At 35.2% G+C, this 18,542-nt stretch carries 17 protein-coding genes; 1 reads left to right on the forward strand and 16 read right to left on the reverse strand.

Features of this window, described 5'->3' with window-relative positions; genetic code table 11:
• On the forward strand, window positions 1-232 hold a 232-nt coding region (locus AAGV33_RS15780), incomplete at its 5' end, for a hypothetical protein (protein ID WP_373393296.1).
• Here AAGV33_RS15780 and secA read toward each other — a convergent pair.
• The 16 genes from secA to AAGV33_RS15860 all read right to left on the reverse strand — a co-directional run.
• On the reverse strand, window positions 222-3,569 hold the full coding sequence (gene secA, locus AAGV33_RS15785) for a preprotein translocase subunit SecA (protein WP_373393298.1): 3,348 nt from the start codon (window positions 3,567-3,569) through the stop codon (window positions 222-224). The genes AAGV33_RS15780 and secA overlap by 11 nt on opposite strands.
• A gap of 80 nt (window positions 3,570-3,649) precedes the next feature.
• On the reverse strand, window positions 3,650-3,871 hold the full coding sequence (locus AAGV33_RS15790) for a DUF2795 domain-containing protein (RefSeq protein WP_007138072.1): 222 nt from the start codon (window positions 3,869-3,871) through the stop codon (window positions 3,650-3,652).
• Window positions 3,872-4,112: 241 nt separating this feature from the next.
• A complete protein-coding gene (locus AAGV33_RS15795) occupies window positions 4,113-4,682 on the reverse strand; it encodes a cob(I)yrinic acid a,c-diamide adenosyltransferase (protein WP_373393302.1) in 570 nt (189 codons plus the stop codon).
• Between the two features lie 166 nt (window positions 4,683-4,848).
• Window positions 4,849-5,538 carry an ABC transporter ATP-binding protein gene (locus AAGV33_RS15800; RefSeq protein WP_373393304.1) on the reverse strand — a complete coding sequence of 230 codons (690 nt, stop codon included), beginning with the start codon at window positions 5,536-5,538 and terminating at the stop codon, window positions 4,849-4,851.
• 120 nt (window positions 5,539-5,658) lie between these two features.
• Window positions 5,659-6,438, reverse strand: a complete 780-nt coding sequence (locus AAGV33_RS15805) for a class I SAM-dependent methyltransferase (protein WP_373393317.1) — start codon at window positions 6,436-6,438, stop codon at window positions 5,659-5,661.
• A 114-nt stretch (window positions 6,439-6,552) separates the two neighbouring features.
• Window positions 6,553-7,224 (reverse strand): 3-keto-disaccharide hydrolase, encoded by a 672-nt coding sequence (locus tag AAGV33_RS15810; RefSeq protein WP_373393305.1) that lies wholly within the window; start codon window positions 7,222-7,224, stop codon window positions 6,553-6,555.
• Window positions 7,225-7,259: 35 nt separating this feature from the next.
• Entirely contained in the window at window positions 7,260-7,595 is a 336-nt protein-coding gene (locus AAGV33_RS15815; protein WP_071183527.1) for a cupin domain-containing protein, read from the reverse strand.
• 116 nt (window positions 7,596-7,711) lie between these two features.
• Window positions 7,712-9,067, reverse strand: a complete 1,356-nt coding sequence (locus tag AAGV33_RS15820; RefSeq protein ID WP_373393306.1) for a glycoside hydrolase family 28 protein — start codon at window positions 9,065-9,067, stop codon at window positions 7,712-7,714.
• 49 nt (window positions 9,068-9,116) lie between these two features.
• A complete protein-coding gene (locus AAGV33_RS15825; RefSeq protein ID WP_373393308.1) occupies window positions 9,117-10,667 on the reverse strand; it encodes a glycoside hydrolase family 43 protein in 1,551 nt (516 codons plus the stop codon).
• A gap of 11 nt (window positions 10,668-10,678) precedes the next feature.
• Window positions 10,679-12,076, reverse strand: a complete 1,398-nt coding sequence (locus AAGV33_RS15830; protein WP_373393309.1) for a Gfo/Idh/MocA family protein — start codon at window positions 12,074-12,076, stop codon at window positions 10,679-10,681.
• A gap of 164 nt (window positions 12,077-12,240) precedes the next feature.
• Window positions 12,241-13,509 carry a bile acid:sodium symporter family protein gene (locus AAGV33_RS15835; RefSeq protein ID WP_373393310.1) on the reverse strand — a complete coding sequence of 423 codons (1,269 nt, stop codon included), beginning with the start codon at window positions 13,507-13,509 and terminating at the stop codon, window positions 12,241-12,243.
• A gap of 12 nt (window positions 13,510-13,521) precedes the next feature.
• Entirely contained in the window at window positions 13,522-14,184 is a 663-nt protein-coding gene (locus AAGV33_RS15840) for an aspartate/glutamate racemase family protein (RefSeq protein WP_373393311.1), read from the reverse strand.
• Between the two features lie 72 nt (window positions 14,185-14,256).
• Window positions 14,257-15,645, reverse strand: a complete 1,389-nt coding sequence (locus tag AAGV33_RS15845; protein WP_373393312.1) for a four-carbon acid sugar kinase family protein — start codon at window positions 15,643-15,645, stop codon at window positions 14,257-14,259.
• 140 nt (window positions 15,646-15,785) lie between these two features.
• Window positions 15,786-17,027, reverse strand: a complete 1,242-nt coding sequence (locus AAGV33_RS15850) for a ribulose-bisphosphate carboxylase large subunit family protein (RefSeq protein WP_373393314.1) — start codon at window positions 17,025-17,027, stop codon at window positions 15,786-15,788.
• 625 nt (window positions 17,028-17,652) lie between these two features.
• On the reverse strand, window positions 17,653-18,198 hold the full coding sequence (locus tag AAGV33_RS15855; protein WP_373393315.1) for a LemA family protein: 546 nt from the start codon (window positions 18,196-18,198) through the stop codon (window positions 17,653-17,655).
• Between the two features lie 130 nt (window positions 18,199-18,328).
• Window positions 18,329-18,542: O-methyltransferase (locus AAGV33_RS15860; RefSeq protein WP_461782337.1), on the reverse strand; the 214-nt coding region annotated here is incomplete at its 5' end.

Consider the following 18,542-nt stretch of genomic DNA (forward strand, 5'->3'; position numbering starts at 1 on the left):
CGATAATAGTGGAAATCCTTTTTTGAGGTTCTTTTCGAAAAAAAGATTGCAACGAATAGCGGGAGGGAGGCTCATTGAATACACAAAAAATTCTGCTCCTAAAATAGAAAAGATTCTGAAACAAGTTCAGAATAAAAAAAAATCCCCAACTACTTTCGTAATCGGGGATTCTCCTATTTATTTTGTCTGCAAACTGCCGACTGAATACTGCGTTCTGAAAACTATTCGTTAACAATAACCCATTCTCCAGTTGCTAATAGAGCTTCTGCTTTTTTGAATTTCATAGATTCCGTTTTTCCAGTAGCTATTTGTTGTACCGTTACAGTATCGTTGCGATTGATTTTTGGCATCTCTCTTACGATAGTTTCTGTTATCTGGCGTTGTTGCGTTTCTCCAGCTTCACGATTCATGTTTTCGCTATTTGGAATTTCGTCTTTACTCAATTGTAATTTTTCTTTTGGACGAACTACTTCTCTTGCTTCTTCAATTTCCGGAGCCGATTGTTGTGGTAAATCTCCTTTGAATAAGAATGAAATTACTTCTTTGTTGATTCCGTTCAACATGCTGTTGAATAAATTGAAAGCTTCAAATTTATAGATAAGCAATGGATCTTTTTGTTCGTGAACGGCTAATTGAACGGATTGTTTCAATTCGTCCATTTTGCGTAAGTGTTTTTTCCAGGCTTCATCAACAATAGAAAGCGTGATGTTTTTCTCAAAATCAGCTATTAATTGTTTTCCTTCTGTTTCGTAGGCTTTTTTCAAATCAGTTACTACACTTAATGATTTTACACCATCAGTAAAAGGAACTACAATGCGCTCAAATTGATTGTTTGGATCTTCGAAAATGTTTTTTACAATAGGGAAAGCTTCTCTGGCACTACGATCACATTTTTCAGTGTAATAGTTTAAGGCTTCTTTATATACTTTTCCAGTTAATTCAATTTCGTTTAATCTTGTAAATTCAGCTTCTGTTACAGGAGAAGTGATAGAGAAATAACGAATCAAATCAAATTCGAAAGCTTTGTAATCATTTGTTGCTTTTGTATTTTGAACAAAAAGTTCGCAAGTATCATACAACATATTAGCGATATCCAGTTTCAAACGCTCACCAAACAAAGCGTGACGACGACGTTTGTAAACTACTTCACGTTGTGCGTTCATAACGTCATCATATTCTAATAAACGTTTACGAACACCAAAGTTGTTTTCTTCTACTTTTTTCTGAGCACGTTCGATAGATTTAGTCATCATCGAATGTTGGATCACTTCGCCTTCTTCAAGTCCCATTCTGTCCATAACCTTAGCTACTCTTTCAGAACCAAATAAACGCATTAGGTTGTCTTCCAGAGAAACATAAAACTGAGAACTTCCCGGATCTCCCTGACGACCCGCACGACCACGTAACTGACGGTCTACACGACGAGAATCATGACGCTCAGTACCTACAATTGCTAAACCACCAGCCGCTTTTACTTCTGGAGATAATTTAATATCGGTACCACGACCAGCCATATTGGTTGCAATGGTTACTACACCAGCTTTACCAGCTTCTTCAACAATTTGTGCTTCTTGCTTGTGCATTTTAGCATTCAAAACGTTGTGCGTTACACCGCGCATTTTCAACATTCGGCTCAATAATTCAGAAATCTCTACAGAAGTTGTACCAATAAGAACCGGACGACCTGCATTAGATAATTGAGTTACATCTTCGATAACTGCGTTGAATTTTTCACGAGTGGTTTTGTAGATAAAATCTTCTTTGTCAATTCTTGCAATTCCTCTATTTGTAGGGATTTCAACAACATCTAATTTGTAGATTTGCCATAACTCTCCAGCTTCAGTAACTGCAGTACCAGTCATTCCAGCAAGTTTGTTGTACATTCTAAAGTAGTTTTGCAAAGTTACCGTTGCAAAAGTTTGAGTAGCTGCCTCGATTTTTACATTTTCTTTGGCTTCGATCGCTTGGTGTAATCCGTCAGAATAACGACGACCATCCATGATACGACCTGTTTGCTCATCGACAATCATGATTTTGTTGTCCATGATTACATATTCTACATCTTTTTCGAATAAAGCATAGGCTTTCAAAAGCTGTGTTAAAGTATGAATACGCTCGCTTTTGATACCGAAATCCTGAAATAATTTTTCTTTTTCTTCAGCCTCAGCGTCTTTGTCTAATTTTTTCTTTTCGATATTGGCGATTTCTGTTCCAATGTCTGGTAAAACGAAAAAGTCAGCATCGGTATCTCCTGAAAGAAATTTGATTCCGTTATCAGTCAATTCTACCTGATTGTTTTTTTCTTCGATAACAAAATACAATGCTTCATCAACCTTTGGCATTTCGCGGTTGTTGTCTTGCATGTATTGGTTTTCGGTTTTTTGAAGCAATTGTTTGATTCCTTCTTCACTTAAGAATTTAATCAATGCTTTATTTTTAGGCAAACTTCTGTAAGCTCTTAAAAGCAAGAAACCACCTTCTTTGGTATTTCCTTCTTTGATTAATTTTTTAGCTTCAGTAAGAAAACCTGTTGCTAACTGACGTTGCAATCCAACAAGTGTTTCGATTTTTGGTTTCAACTCATTGAATTCGTGACGATCTCCTTGTGGAACTGGACCAGAAATAATCAATGGCGTTCTGGCGTCATCAATTAATACCGAATCCACCTCATCGACAATGGCAAAGTTGTGTTTTCTTTGAACCAAATCCGTTGGCGAATGTGCCATGTTGTCTCTTAGGTAATCAAAACCAAATTCGTTATTAGTTCCATAAGTGATATCAGCATCGTACGCTTTTTTTCTACCTTCTGAATTCGGTTGGTGATTGTCGATACAATCTACAGTCATTCCGTGGAATTCAAATAAAGGTGCTTTCCATGTACTATCACGTTTTGCTAAGTAGTCATTCACAGTTACTAAATGCACTCCGTTTCCAGTCAACGCATTTAGATAAAGAGGCAAGGTTGCAACCAATGTTTTTCCTTCTCCTGTTTGCATTTCGGCAACTTTACCTTGGTGCAAAACCATACCACCAATTAACTGAACATCATAATGAATCATGTCCCAGGTGATTTCTTTACCAGCAGCATTCCATTTGTTTAACCAAACGGCTTTGTCTCCTTCAATACTAACATACGATTTTGTTGCTGAAAATTCACGGTCTTTTGCAGTGGCAGTAACAGTGATCTCATTGTTGTCTTTGAAACGTCTTGCTGTTTCTTTTACTACCGCAAAAGCTTCAGGAAGAATATCCATTAAAGTTTTTTCAGATTCAGTATAAGCTTCTTTCTCCAGATTATCAATTTCGGTGTAGAGATCTTCTCTTTTATCAATGTCTTCAATTTTCTCCACTTCGGCTTTAAGTGCAGTAATTTTAGCATCAATTCCAGCACGTGCTTCTTTAATTTTTTGTTTAAAGAAAGTAGTTCGCTCTCTCAACTCGTCGTGAGATAGCGCTTGTAAGTTACTTTCAAAAGTTTTTATTTTGCTTAAGTAGGGCTGTAAAGATTTTACATCTTTCTCCGATTTGTCTCCTACAAAAACTTTAAGAATGCTGTTTATGAAACTCATAATATATTTGTATTTCTAATTAATTGTATCTCTTTGTTGAACCAAAAAAAAAGCCTCTTTTGAGACTTTTTCTTAGTTTTTTAATATTCATCCTCGTTCCAAAGATAATCTTCGTCAGTTGGATAATCTGGCCAAATTTCTTCCATTGACTCATATATCTCGCCTTCATCTTCAATAGACTGTAGATTTTCTACTACTTCTAATGGAGCTCCTGCACGTATAGCGTAATCAATAAGTTCGTCTTTGTTAGCAGGCCAAGGGGCATCACTTAGATAGGATGCTAATTCTAGTGTCCAATACATCTTTTGTCGATTTAGTTTTGTGCAAAAATAAATTTTTTACTGAAAAAGACAAGTAAAAAACCATTTATTTTTAGTTAAATTTAAGAACGTGTTTTTTTAAATTCCAAAAAAGAAATACCAAATTCCAAAAACAGAATAGAAATCTCAATATTTTAAATTCCAAATTCCAAAAAAATCTCTTGGAATTATTGGGATTTGGGATTTTATCCCGAAACTTCGGGATTGGAATTTTAAGAAAGTTTTACTTTCTCGGAATCCATTTTACTTCCTCGGCGTTTAAATCAAGGGTCAACTTTCGTGCCAACACAAAAAGGTAGTCAGAAAGTCGGTTTAAATAGCTAATAACTATTTCAGGAACCGTTTCGTTATGACTTAAATGCACAGTTAAACGTTCGGCACGGCGACAAATACAACGTGCAATATGACAATGTGACACAGTAGAATGTCCGCCTGGCAAGACAAAATGAGTCATTTGCGGCAGTGCTGTTTCCATAGTATCGATTTCTTTTTCTAATAGTTCGATATCCGAAGGGATGATTCCTAAATTTTGTAAACGGGGAGCACCATTTTTTAAGGTTTCTTTTTCAGCCGGCGTTGCCAGAATAGCTCCAACAGTAAAAAGACGATCCTGAATTTCGATTAAAATTTCTTTATAATGCAAATCCATATCCTGATCCCGAATCAACCCGATATACGAATTCAATTCGTCCACAGTTCCGTAGCTTTCTATTCGAATATGGTCTTTAGGAACCCGGGTTCCACCAAAAAGCGATGTGCTGCCCTTGTCTCCCGTTTTAGTGTATATTTTCATTTTTTATTAAGATTCTAAGTCTCTAAGTTGCTGAGATGCTAAGTTTAGTCTTCTAATTTTTTGTTACCACAGATTCGCAGATTATATTTTTAAATCGGTGTCAATCATTCTAATTTATCCAATCTGTGTTTCTGCCTTCTAAATTCTGATTACTGCAATCTGAACACTATTTACTTCTATTGTCACTTTCAATCAATCCATCACGTAAACGAATAACTCGGTGGGCATAAGCTGCAATTTCTTCTTCGTGTGTTACTAAAATTACCGTATTTCCCTGCGCATGAATGTCGCCAAAAAGTTTCATAATTTCTACTGAAGTTTTACTGTCCAGATTTCCTGTAGGTTCATCGGCAAGAATAATCGAAGGTTTGTTGACCAAAGCACGGGCAACAGCCACACGTTGGCGTTGTCCACCAGAAAGTTGGTTGGGTTGGTGATCCATTCTGTCAGCCAGATTCACCTGCTGCAAAACTTCAGTCGCTCTTTTATTGCGTTCTGATTTTGAATATCCGGCATAAATCATGGGCAATGCCACATTATCCAGTGCTGTAGTTCGAGGTAGTAAATTAAAAGTTTGGAAAACAAAACCAATTTCTTTGTTTCGAATTCCAGCTAGTTCATCGTCTTTCATTTTACTAACATCTTTTCCGTTTAAAATATAACTTCCAGAAGTAGGAGTGTCTAAACAGCCCAAAAGATTCATTAATGTTGATTTCCCAGAACCCGAAGGTCCCATAAGCGCTACATATTCGCCTTTGTTTATTTCTAAATTAATTCCTTTTAAGACATAAACTATTTCGTTTCCTAGTACAAAATCTCGTTTAATATTAGATATTTTAATTAATGGATTGCTCATAGTTGGGTCTTGCTATTAGAATTTATTTTCGAAAACCAAATCTAAAAAATCATTTACTAATAAGTTAGGATTATTGTGAAAATCTTATGATTTATTTAGAACGAAAAGAAATTTAAAGGATTATACACGAATAATAAAATGTTCTTTGGGTTGTTCTCTCCTAAAGAAAACCAATCCCCACTGAAAAGTGTCAATGGTTACCGTCACTTTTGGATGTTTCTTGATGATTTCCCAAGCGGCTTCCATATCGGGAGACCAATGGATATCGTCAAAAATCCAAACAGAATCGTTAGTAATGGTAGGCAATAAAAGTTCGAAATACTCTAAAGTAGCTTTTTTCGAATGATTGCCGTCGAAATAGATTAGATTGTAGATTGCAGATTGCAGATTACAGTTTTGCAGGTAATCGTTAAACTCACAACTAATATATTCTACATTATTGACGTTCAGTTTTTGCAGTTGATCTTTTGCAATTGCCATTGTATTCGAGCAACCTTCTAGTGTTACTATTGAAGCTTTTGGATTACCTAAGGCCAGAGCTGCAGTGGCTAATCCTAATGAAGTGCCTAGTTCTAAAATAGTCTCAGCTTTAAAATAATTGGTAATTCGGTATAATAATTCCGCACGTTTTGACGAAATTCCTGCTGTTTGTGCTATTTGGGCAACAATTCTTGTATTCGAATTAAAAACTTTGGAACCAGCTCCAAAATCAGTGACTTCAATCGTGTTTTTATTTTTTAAAAGTGTGTTGCGGTATTCTTGTAAAATAGCGTATTCCTTCTTTATTTTTTTATCATAAAAACATTTGGTAATCAAACTGAAAACAAAAGGGGAGTGTACCGCATGCTCGTTCTTAGAATACCAAAGGAATTTTAGATAAGATTTAATTTGGAATAGCATTGAATAATTTGACATTAGATTTAGCAAAAATATATAACCGCAAATTTCACAAATTGACCCAAACTGATCTGTGAAAATTTGTGAAATTTGCGGTTACTCCTAGGTGTTGTTAAATTATTTATATTTTTTAATGTTCACTTTTCTAAAATCTATAGGGAAACCTTCATATTGCAATAAAATTCGACCTTCAGTAACCGAAGATCCAATGCCTTGGTTTACTAATTTACCATTTAGTTTTTGAGTGATTTTTCTATTTTTCGAAATAACAACTAATTTATTCCATTCTCCAATAGCTTTTTCGGCATCAACAAATCGTTTAGCAACTACACTTTTTCCTGGAGTAGTTTTAGTTCCGTTGATGTTTAAAGTTACTTCCTGAAGAAAGACAAAATCTCCGGTTGCTCCTTCTTTTATTTGGAACTGAATTCCTTTAGGCCATAAAACATCTGGAGTTTCAGACGGAACAAGGTACATTACACCGCTGTTTTTGCTGTTGTTTTTCTTAGTAAAACTAGCGTCAGTATTCCAGCGGTATTCTACTGTTAGTTCAAAATTTCGAAAAGATTGTTCGGACATTAGGTAGCCCGCTTTTGGACCATACATTCGAATCAAATTGTTTTCTACCGAAAAAAGATCAGCAGCATTAGTCTGTTTGCCTTTTTTTTCGCCAAAAGCATACCATCCTTTTAAATCTTTTTGGTTAAAAAGAGCGATGCGTTTTTGAGCATTACTATTTTGTGTAAATAAAAATAAGAGTACAAAAAGGAAACGATAAATACGATTCATAAGGATGTTTTTTATTTTCAGAAATTAGAAAACGACTAAATAAAATCTTCTCGAAGCGGAGTAAAACTGTCTACCAATTTTACATATTCAGTCAGGGTTTGGATGCTGTGATTCAAATTTGATGCTACTTTAAAAACATCTCCTTCCTGTAAAAGATATTCTCTGTCTTCGATAAAAAACTTCAATGAACCCGCAGCCACATAAGTAATTTGTTCGTGAACATGTTTGTGTGGTGGATCTGGAACTTCCATTGGTCCGTTCAGGAATTCAATGATTGTTACCATTAAATGATCCAAATGAACCACTTTTCGCATTAAGGACGGATTTGAATTTACTGCTTCAAAACCTTCGTTGTTTTTTATTACTTCCATGATTGTTTGTAAATAGGAGGCTCAAAGTACTAAAATATTTTTCTATTACACAATTCATCTGGTCTTTATGTGTAAGAGGTTTGAATCTTTTGGACTCATAAGTTTAAAAATGAGGGCTATTTGATATTAATGTTTTGAGTATCTTCCTGAATTAACCAAGGTCTTTTGTCTTCTAATTTTGCGGTAATTTTACAATTTGTAAAAGTAATAGCATCGGCATGCCTTACAAAAAAGCCAAATGCATTCGTATTCCCAAAATAACTGCCTTCGGGATATTTACCATCGTATTCCATAACTGTTTGATTGGTCGTTTGAATTCCTCCTTTCAATTCGAAATTTAGATTTTCAAAAGTCACATTCTGAATGTTATGCCCTTTTATTCCTGTAATTATCGAAGGATATTGTTGGGTGAAATCAGTTCCCGTTATATTTTTAAAATGAATATTTGAAATCGCTCCAATGCGGGTTTTTCTATTAGGAACTGTTCTTTTTCTATCGGCCAAAAGGATAAAAATTGCTTGTCCGCAATTTGAAATTTGGCAATCGCGAAAATTTAAATTATCAATTACCGCTCCATCCATGGATTCTATACAGAAAGCCGAATTTTGATAGGCGTTTTTCAGTGTAAGTTCAGAAACATCAAAATTCATAAAACTTCCTAAGCCATCGGTACCGAGTTTGAAGCAGTTTCCAGCTTTTACATTTAATTTGTCCAAGGTACATCTTCTTACAATAATGTCTTTACAGCCAAATTCGCTACCGCTTTTAAAACAAATTCCATCATCTTCTGATTCAATATAACTGTCTTCGATAAGCACTTTGTGACAGTCTACAATGTCAATTCCATCACGGTTAGGCGTAAGCTGTCCTGTATTTACCTTTATTTTTTGAATAGTAATATTTTCCGATTCAATATAAACCTGAGTCCAGCAAGCAGGTTTTATCATAGTGATGTTAGATACCGTAATGTTGTTAGAACCTACAAAGGCCAGAATAGAAGGACGGTCTTTTTCGGTGCCAATTTCTTTTACGTGCATCCAGGGTTCGTAATCTCCTTGTCCGTTAATCGTTCCACCTCCGGTTATGGTTACATTTTTAACTTTGTTACCATAAATTAGTCTTCTCTGGCAATCTTCAAGCATTCTATTTGGGTATTTGGTGTCAATAAGATGATGTGGATAATCTTTTTCATCATCTGATTTTATGCCTAAAAGAGTTGCCGAAGCATCAATTTTTAAGGTTAAATCGTTTACCAATAGCAATTGTCCAGTTAAGAAAATCCCTTTTTCTAAAAGTACAGTACCTCCTGATTTTTTGCATGCATCGATGGCTTTTTGAATGGCAGCCTGATCATTTGTTATTCCGTCTCCTTTTGCACCAAAATCACGTGCATTATATATTGATTTTTTGTCTTGTGCATTGATTACTAAAAATGAAAGTAAAAAGAAAAGGAGTAGGTTGTTTTTTTTCATGGTTTATAAGATAGGAGTAATGATTTAAGAAAATAAAAAAGAAATCAGGTTATTTAGGACCGTCATAATTGTAATAGAAAAAATTAAACGCTGCAGCACCTCCATCATTCAATTCATTGTAACTAAATAATGCTATTCGGCTGCCTTTCCAATAACCAAATTCGGCATTAAAATCAGGTCCAATAGCTTTGAAATTTTTATTATCAGTACTATAAAAGAAATGATTTTTTTGCTGTATAATGTCTAGTTTCAATTTTAAATAAATAGTTTTATGGCTAAAGATCACTTCTTCTTGTTTTTTGTCTTTCCCTTCAAAAAAAACATATAATTTTCCTTGATGGTTTTTAACTCCAATGGAATTGTAAATTTTAGACATACTGCTTAAACCAGCTTTTTGTCCTGAAATCATATCTTTAAGATCCATTTGAACCGTAACTTCTCCAGTATTTCCCATTACTTTTTGAGTTAAAGTATTGTGAGCTTCCATGATATTCGCTGCTTTTTTAGCTTTTAATACCAGCCATCCTTTTTTGTCTGTTAACGACCAATTTGAATCTATTGGATTATGATTCCATTGCCATTGAAGACCTAAGTCTTTAGAGTTAAATTCATCATCTGATTGCGGAGCAATTATTGGAAATGTATTGCCAATATTCGGTTTTTGCCATACCGATACCGGTTCCCCAATACCATTTCGATCAATGTCAATTCCAATAACTGGCCAGTCGTCATGCCAAAACATAGGTTGTAAATGTAATACACGACCTAAAGCGCCTGCTGATTGAAAATGATAAAACCACCATTCACCATCTGGAGTATCTACAATTGCTCCTTGGTGTGGACCATTAATGGGAGTGCTTCCTTTTTCTAAAACGACTCTTTTTTCATAAGGACCATAAATGTTTTTGGAACGTAAAACAGTTTGCCATCCTTCTGAAACGCCACCTTCCGGAATACTTAGGTAGTAATAATTATTCCGTTTGTAGATTTTTGTTCCTTCGGCTACAGGACCTGTATAAACTGTTTTGCCTTCATCCAGCAATTTTGTTCCATCCGCACTCATTTTGTGAATAATGATAGGACCAGCACCATGAACACTATGTCCCAGATAAGCCTGACCGTCATCATCCCAGAACGGACAGGGATCTTCCCATTTTTCAATGTTTTTTACCAATAGGAGTGGAGACCAAGGTCCTTCAGGATTACTGGCATTGGTCATAAATAAACCTTCATTGATAGTACAAAAATAAACCCAGAATTTATTGTCGTGAAAACGGATTGCCGGAGCCCAACTGCCTCCGGCATATCTTTTAAAACTATCATAAGCCGGAAAATCCAGACGATTGTATATTCGACCAATAATTTTCCAATTAACCATGTCTTCCGATTCCTGAATAGTCATTCCCATATAATGAAATTCAGAGCAAATCATGTAATATTTATTTCCAACCCGAATCACATCCGGGTCGGAATAATCAGCATTTATAATCGGATTAATATAAGTTCCATTTCCCTGATCTCCCCAGGGACCTCTTTTTTGACCATAGGTTAGTGTTGAAATAAATACAATAAAATATAAAGTAAGTAGGTGGTGTTTCATGGATTAGAACGTTATTTTTCTCTCTTAGGCATTGGTGTTAAATCGGTTAAATCAGTAATTTTAATTGGATTTCCTGATTCAATACTGTTTCGGGCAGCAATACCGATTAAGACAGACATGGCGCCGTCTCTACTTCCGGCTGATCTTCCATAAGGGTCGGCGGTATTAGCAGTTTTAAATATTTTATCATGAAGTCGTTGATCGCCTCCTCCGTGTCCTCCTTTTTCAGTTGGAACCGTTACTTTTTCAAAATCTTTCCAAAGTTTATGGACTATAATTGTTTCGTGATTGGCTTCTTCTAAAGCAGATTGTTCCATTTCTTTGGCATGCATTTCGGACTGATCCACATTTGTTTTTCTATCATAAGGAATATCTAAGGATGCTTCAATACGTCCTTCGGTGCCATTGAAGGCTAATCTCCATCCTTCAAAAGGAGAGTAGGTAGTAAGTGAGTAGTTTACAATGGTGTTGTTAGCATATTTTATTTGCGCCGACATTTTATCATAAATATCAATTTCTTCTCTAAAAAGACAGTTGTCTCTAATATAGCCATCGTGTTTTTCATTGGCAACATACAAATCCATAGCGTGCTTGTCTTTAGTTATATCGTAATAATAATCGCAAGTTGTTTTATGATCGCAACTTCTACAATTTTTACCTCTAAAAGGATTGTTTTTTCCATAATGCTCTAAATCACCCAAGGCAAAAACTTCTAACGGATCTGAATCTAACCACCAATTAAGAAGGTCAAAATGATGGGTAGCTTTGTGTACCCAAAGTGATCCTCCGCTGTCTTTTTGACCATGCCATCTTCTAAAATAAGAAGCACCATGATAGGTGTTTAAATACCAATGAAAATCAACCGAAGTAATCTTTCCAATCGTATTATTGGCTAACAATTCTTTGATTTTTGTACTATACGGACTCCATCTGTAGTTAAATCCAACAATTAATTTCTTCCCTGATTTTCTCTCAGCATTTAAGATATCCTGACATTTATTTTCGTCTGTGGTAAGCGGCTTTTCAGTAAGTACATCATAACCTGATTCTAATCCTTTGATAATGAATTCGTGGTGTGTGGAATCTTTTGTGGTAACAATAATTAAGTCAGGTTTTGTCTTTTTTAACATGTCGTCAAAATTCACAAATGTTGGGCAGCTAACACCGATGAATTTTTTTGCAAATTCTAACCTTCCCGGATTAATATCGGAAAGTCCAACAAATTCAAGAATCTCTGAATATTCCTGAACTAATCTTTTTCCCCAAAAACTGATTCCCCTAACCCCTGTTCCTACCAGAACAATTCTAAGTTTTTTAGTGGTATCAAAATCAAAAGAACTAAGAGGAAATGCTGTATAAGCGGCAAGCATGCTTACAGATGTTAAAAATTTTCTTCTTGTAATTTCCATAAATTGTGGTTTTGGTTAATTAATAATGATTGGTTTTTTAAATGTAATTAATTTATTGATAGCTTGTTATGTCTAGATTTATTTTTGATTAAAGAAAATAAAAAAATCATCTGATATTTCAGTAATACCAAATGATTTTTATTGTTATAATTATATAAATCAGTTTATTTTATCTCTTCAACCTCTGCTTTTTTCCTCCAATAATTGGCTAGTAAAGAACCTGAAACATTCATCCAGGGACTAAAAACGGCAGATGCCAAACCGATAGTAGCTAATTTCCCCATGGATCCTGCCAAACCTGATGCCATTCCTCCGTTTTGTAAACCCACTTCAAAAGCAATCGTACGACTACTATTTTTGTCTAAACCACAAACACGACTTAGATAATAACCAAAGAAATAACCAGCACCATTATGTAGAATAGCTACTATGAAAAGTAAAAATCCAATTTGCAATAAATTATCTCTACCGGCTGCTGTGGTAACCAGTGTGAAATAAATAATTCCAAACATCGAAAAATAAGGCATTAAGCTATCAATTTTTGGATACCCTTTGTAAACTAAATGATAGATTTTTCCAACCAAGAAAGCTCCTGCAACAAAACCGCTTATTTCAATTAAATGAGTTATAGTGCTATCGCTTTCGTATGAGAAATTCGAACTGAAGAAAAATAATATTCCTAGCCAAATAGCCGAAAGAATAGTTAAAACATCAATTCTTTTTCGGGCAGTTTCTCCGTAGTTTTTAAGAATATCATGAACCATGGCTGCTGCTAATGGAACTAAAACAATCTTGATAATCTCCATCATCATATTGAAAAACTGCACTTCAACCATAGTCCCAGCGAATATTTTCATTAAAAACGGTGTCATAATTGGCGCAGCCAACGTAGAAATAGCAGTTACTGTAACTGATAAAACCAAGTTTCCTTTGGCAATATAAGTCATTACATTCGAAGCTAAACCGCTGCTACAGGAACCAATTAATATAATTCCTGCCGCAATTTCGGGTTCGAAATTAAAAGCTTTGGCGAGAATAAAACCGCTAATGGGCATAATTGTAAAATGGCCTAATAATCCAATTAATACTCCTTTTCCAGATTTTCGAATGCCTGTAAAATCTTCAATACTCATTTGAGTACCCATTCCGAACATCACTAACTGAATGATGATTAGAATGAGCCATTTGTTGCGTAAATCTATCGAACCAATATGCAAAAAAGTTTGTGGATAAATCAATCCTGCGCATACGGCAGTGATAATCCAAAAAGTATATTGGTAACCGCTCAAAAGTTTGCTATGCCCAATACCAATAGCCATACTCGAAAAAGCAGTAATTAAACTAATTTTCCAAATACTGTCCATTTGTAAAAACCAACCCATAGCAGCGAGAATAAATAAAATAGGACTAGCCCAAAGAAAAAATTTACGCATAGGAACTGGTTTTTAAAAATAAACTTCGGCTAGTTTTTTCATCGCAATTCCGGGACTGGCTAAAATAGGAACTACTTTTTCAGCATCACTCAAACCATCAACCACACGAGCCATAGAAGCCTGTGCCAATACAATAACACCCACTTCCTGCATTAATTCTTTTAAGGCTTTGGCAACCATTTCATCATGTTTTGCTGCATCTCCACTCATCAAAGCTTCAAAAGCGCCATCACATAATTTAGATACAATGTTTACATTTTTTCCAGCTGCCAAAGCTCTTCTCCGTACCAAATCGCTTGTGGGTTCTAGTGTGGTTGGCAAGGTCGCAATAACGCCAATTTTGTCACTTATTTGCACGGCTTCGTCAGCCATCGCCTGATCTACTCTAATTACAGGAACGTTGCATAAGGTTGCGGCGGTTTCTATGGCTACGCCAATGGAAGAACAGGTTACTAAAATTACATCGGCTCCTGCTTCTTCGGCTGCTTTAACGTGATTGACCACTCTGGCAGCCGTATTAGGCATTAGTTTTCCTTTTTTAATAACATCTTTAATCAAGCTGTCATCAACAATGTTAAAGGTTTCTACGCCACTTAAATGCTCCGAACTCAATTGTTGAAATAAAGGAACTAATGTTGCTGAAGTGTGGACGAATCCTAATGTTTTTGCTTTCATATTTAATATTTATAGTTTTTTTGTGGTTGATGGGTAATGGTATTGTTTATTGGTAATTTTAGTTAGCTCGTTTCATGATACTTTTTCTCCTTTTAATACTTTTATAAAATAATCCGAAGAGCCAACCTGGCCTCCTTTAAAATTCAATTCTAATCCGTTTACGAGTTCATCTTCCGAAATGGCTTTGCAAAGCGGTGCTCCGGGAGCTAATGGTGCTAGCATTTCTAAAGCGAAAATTCCCAATTCGGATGCGGCATAACTCGAAGTATCGCCACCAGCAAAAAGGATTCTTTGTACTTTTACACACTTTAAAACTTCTTTGATAATTTGTCCCAAAACACGCCCGTAAATTTTACTGCTCTGTTTTTGGATTTCTTTTTTGTTAAGTCCACTTTGTTTTAAATACTCTTCGGTTTCAGCAATTCTAGAATCGGTAGTACCAATGCTGGTATGCAAAATGGTATTTCGTCCTTCTTTTAGTTTACCAATAATTTGTTTGGCAACATCAGCAATACTTTGTTCCTGATGGTCGTGGTGCATGACTTTACTTTCTAAAGCAATGCCTTCAAAACCATTTGCCAGAGCATATTCTATCTGGCTTCCAGTAACTGGTGAACAACTGCCCGAAATAACCAGTAGAGGAGCGGCCTTGCCAGGATGATTAAACTCAAATGTGTTATTGATTATTTTTTCTTCGTTCCAAGCCAATCCTAATGCCATTTCGACTCCAGACGAACCGACCGTGAAAAGTGTTTTTTCTTTTCCTAAATGATGAAAAACTTCCCCAATGGTTTTTAAATGTCCTTGATTCATTCCATCAAAAAACAGAATTTCTTTTTCTTCTTTGGTTTTAATTTCGTCTAAAACTACTGCCGTACCCGCCTCAATAGTGTTGAGGTTGATAAGATCGATGGTTTTTGAAGTTTGTTTTGCCAAATGTAATCTCAGGTCGGATTCATCAGCAGGAGTAACTGGATGCTTGCTCATCGACGGATGTCTATCAATACGATGGATTTCGCCATTTCCAGTGGTTCCCATTCGGGCAAATAAATTTCCAAAAGCACAATACCTGCCTAAATGCGGTGCAGAAGGAGAAATGAAAGTTGTTTTTTGATTAAAAACTTCGCTTCCTATTTCGATGGCTTTGCCAATATTTCCCACATGTGGTGCCGAATCAAAAGTCGAGCAAACTTTATAATGCACTTGTTCCGGATTAAAATCTTTTAGTGTTTCGAATGCAGGGTATAACTCGGCTTCCATTTCAAATGGTGACATCGAACGGCTTTTTCCTGCCAAACCAATAGCTTGAATACCTGGAAAACGTTCTAAATCTTTTTGAATTGGATGACGAAGAAAAAGAACGGTTTTTATACCAGCTAAAGTCAGGAATTCCAAAGCATCCGTGGAGCCTGTGAAATCATCTCCATAGTATGCCAATAATAAAGGATATTCTTTTTTCATATATTAAAAATTGTTTTTTAGCGGTCAAATATGTTATCGCCTTTTCACTTATCGGTGTTTGCTTCACTAAGTTAATATTTTTCATAGGTGTTCAGCGAATTTCATTTGCTCACGCAAACTTGTTGTTAATAGCGATTTCATTATTTTGAGAATTTTTTTACTGATGCTGCAAATTCAGGATATTGCAATGCGGCTTCTGCTACTGAAAGTCCATCAACGGCAGCTTTCCAGGCTTGTTGCAAAGCATTAACTCCTGCTGTTGGTCCCATAGGATGCGCTAAAATTCCGCCGCCTGCCATATACAATAAGTCGGTAGTTTGAGTTCTTCTATAGGTTTCCGGTGCCTGTCCGCCCCATTGTCCCGAAGAAACAACCGGTAAAGGATTGTTTTCGCCAATAAATGGTTTCAAGCAGGATTGTATCGAAGTCACCACTGAATCGTCCGATTCCCAGAATTTATTCTGGATTCCGTTTACGTGCATTTGGTCAACACCTCCCATACGCCATATTTTTTGATAAGCAGGAAATTCAATTCCCAGTAACGGATGACGGTTTAACATTCCCCAGCCATTTCTATGTCCGTGGATAACTAAATCACCCTGGTCACAAATTTTTTTGGTTGCACTCAGTCCCACGCTATTGATGCTAATCATTGCGCAAGTTCCTTCGTGTTTTTTGATCAAATCGTATTTTCGTTGCATTTCGTCAATTTCATCACTGATATTGAACGCATACATTACTTTCTTGCCTGTTTTCTGCGCATGATTGTTAATTACCTTCATGATAACGTTTACACGGTCGTCAAAAAGAGAGTTGGCGGTAGATCCCATCAATTCATCGTCCTTGATAAAATCGATACCCGCATTGATTAATGTTTGTACTAATGCTGCAGTTTCATCCACACCCATACCAACACTTGGTTTAATAATCGTTCCAATCATGGGTCTGTCAGTTACACCGCAAGATAATTTAGAACCTTTGATTCCAAATTGAGGTCCTCTGTATTTATTTCTAAAAGAATCAGGAACATCAAAATCCATTAATTTTAAACCGGTAAACTGACTGATTTCGTATAAATTTCCTTGTAAAGTACTAATAAGTACAGGCAAATTATAACCGAAATTCTCAATAGACCAACTCACCTTAACCTTAGCTCTTTGGTATTTTTTTCCTGGAATGCTGTTTCCCGGAATCGAAGGTTCATTAGCCGAATCTAATATTTCAATGTTTTCTACCCGTGCAGCAAAACGCTCTTTCAGTTCGGCAGTTTCGCCTGGAACGGATACAAAAGTTCCCGAAGATTGTTCGCCTGCCAGTACTGCTGCGGCTTGTTCTACGGCATAAGGGGTTTCGATATAATATTCTGCAAAAATTCTTTCCATTTCTGTTATTCAGTTACTTATTTATTTTTTGTCTTCTTGTAAAATTAAGACTTAAAATTACAAATACAAACGAATTAGCTGTTTTTCGAAAAAAATAAATAATATTCGAAAGTAATAGAAAGTAAAACCAATAAAAAAGCAACTCGGGGAGGAGTTGCTTTTGGTTTGTTAAAAAACTGTATTTTTCTTTTACAGAGTAAAAGGCAGTCTTTACAAAGGGGAGGCAAAGTAGGTTTACTCCATTTTGAATAAGTCGGTATACATTATCAACCCATAGAATACTAACAGAACAGTAATGAATCCGATTAAAGCTGACAAAGGATATTTATTATCATAATAATATTTATGTGATTGCTTAAATCCAGAAAGCATCCAAAGCATAAATGCTCCAATTGAGATAATTACTGATAAATTCATTTTTTATTATGTTTATTAAAAATAATATTCATGCAATTGAATATAGTTTTGCTGTTTGGGTTTTCTTTGTCTAAGCGCTAAAGTTCTCGCGCTGGTAGCCATTGCAACTTATTAATACGAATATTTTCTGTTAAACGAAAATATGAAATAAAAGGTAATTCCACTAAATCCGCAAGTAGATTGAAACGTGTGGTAGCAGTAGTTATTTTTATTCGGGGTATTTTCCACCATTCTTAATCCAGTTATCAATTTTTAGTCTTTTCTCTTTCGGGTTTTGGTTTTCAATTCCGTATTTAATTATATCGAAGTATTTGAAACTTTTTGGATAATTAGTTTTTCTTGCAATTAGAAAATTTGGAAAAGTTCCTCTATAAATATTATACTCTCTGACCGATTGATTGTAAACGTCAACAGCAGAATTTAATTTTTCGTTAAAGTCAGTTTCGATATTTTGGGACATTAAGTTCTCATTAATTTTGTACTCAATGTATTCAAATTCTCTTGAAAATTTCGTTTTTTCTAAATCCTCAGAAGTTTTTAAATAATATTGTAAAGTATCATTTTTGATTGTTTCAAGAATTAGTTTTTTATTCCTTAAATTTATTTTTTCAGAGTATTTTTTCCAATTATCATCAACATTCTTACTTGAGCTTTCTAAAGTCGAAAGCACACTATTTTTATAAAAAAAGTATCCAACTGCACAAATTAAAACAAAAGCAATTATTGTTATTAAACAACCTTTTAAAATTTTCATATTAGCGTTTTGTATTTATTTGTTATTATTTGCGTTATAAATGTTTTTTTAATAAAGTAAATAGGCAGTCGTTGCAAACAAGCGCCAGAGTAGATTTCTAACGTGAAAGGATTTTCGAACGGGATTGCATCTAGTTCTTTCTTGTAGCGATTACTAATCCTGTTGACCAATTTAATTTTGTTAAATTGAAATCTTTTCTGTTTTCCAAATATTCGATTAGTTTATTGACATTTTCCTGATGTCTTTCAGGCCAATTGGGTTGTGCCAACATATCATCAATAATATAAAAACCTCCAACTTTTATCAATTCCAGAATTTCGTCTATTTCACTATATTTCCCTGGC

Source organism: Flavobacterium magnesitis (assembly GCF_041729735.1).
GTDB lineage: Bacteria > Bacteroidota > Bacteroidia > Flavobacteriales > Flavobacteriaceae > Flavobacterium > Flavobacterium magnesitis.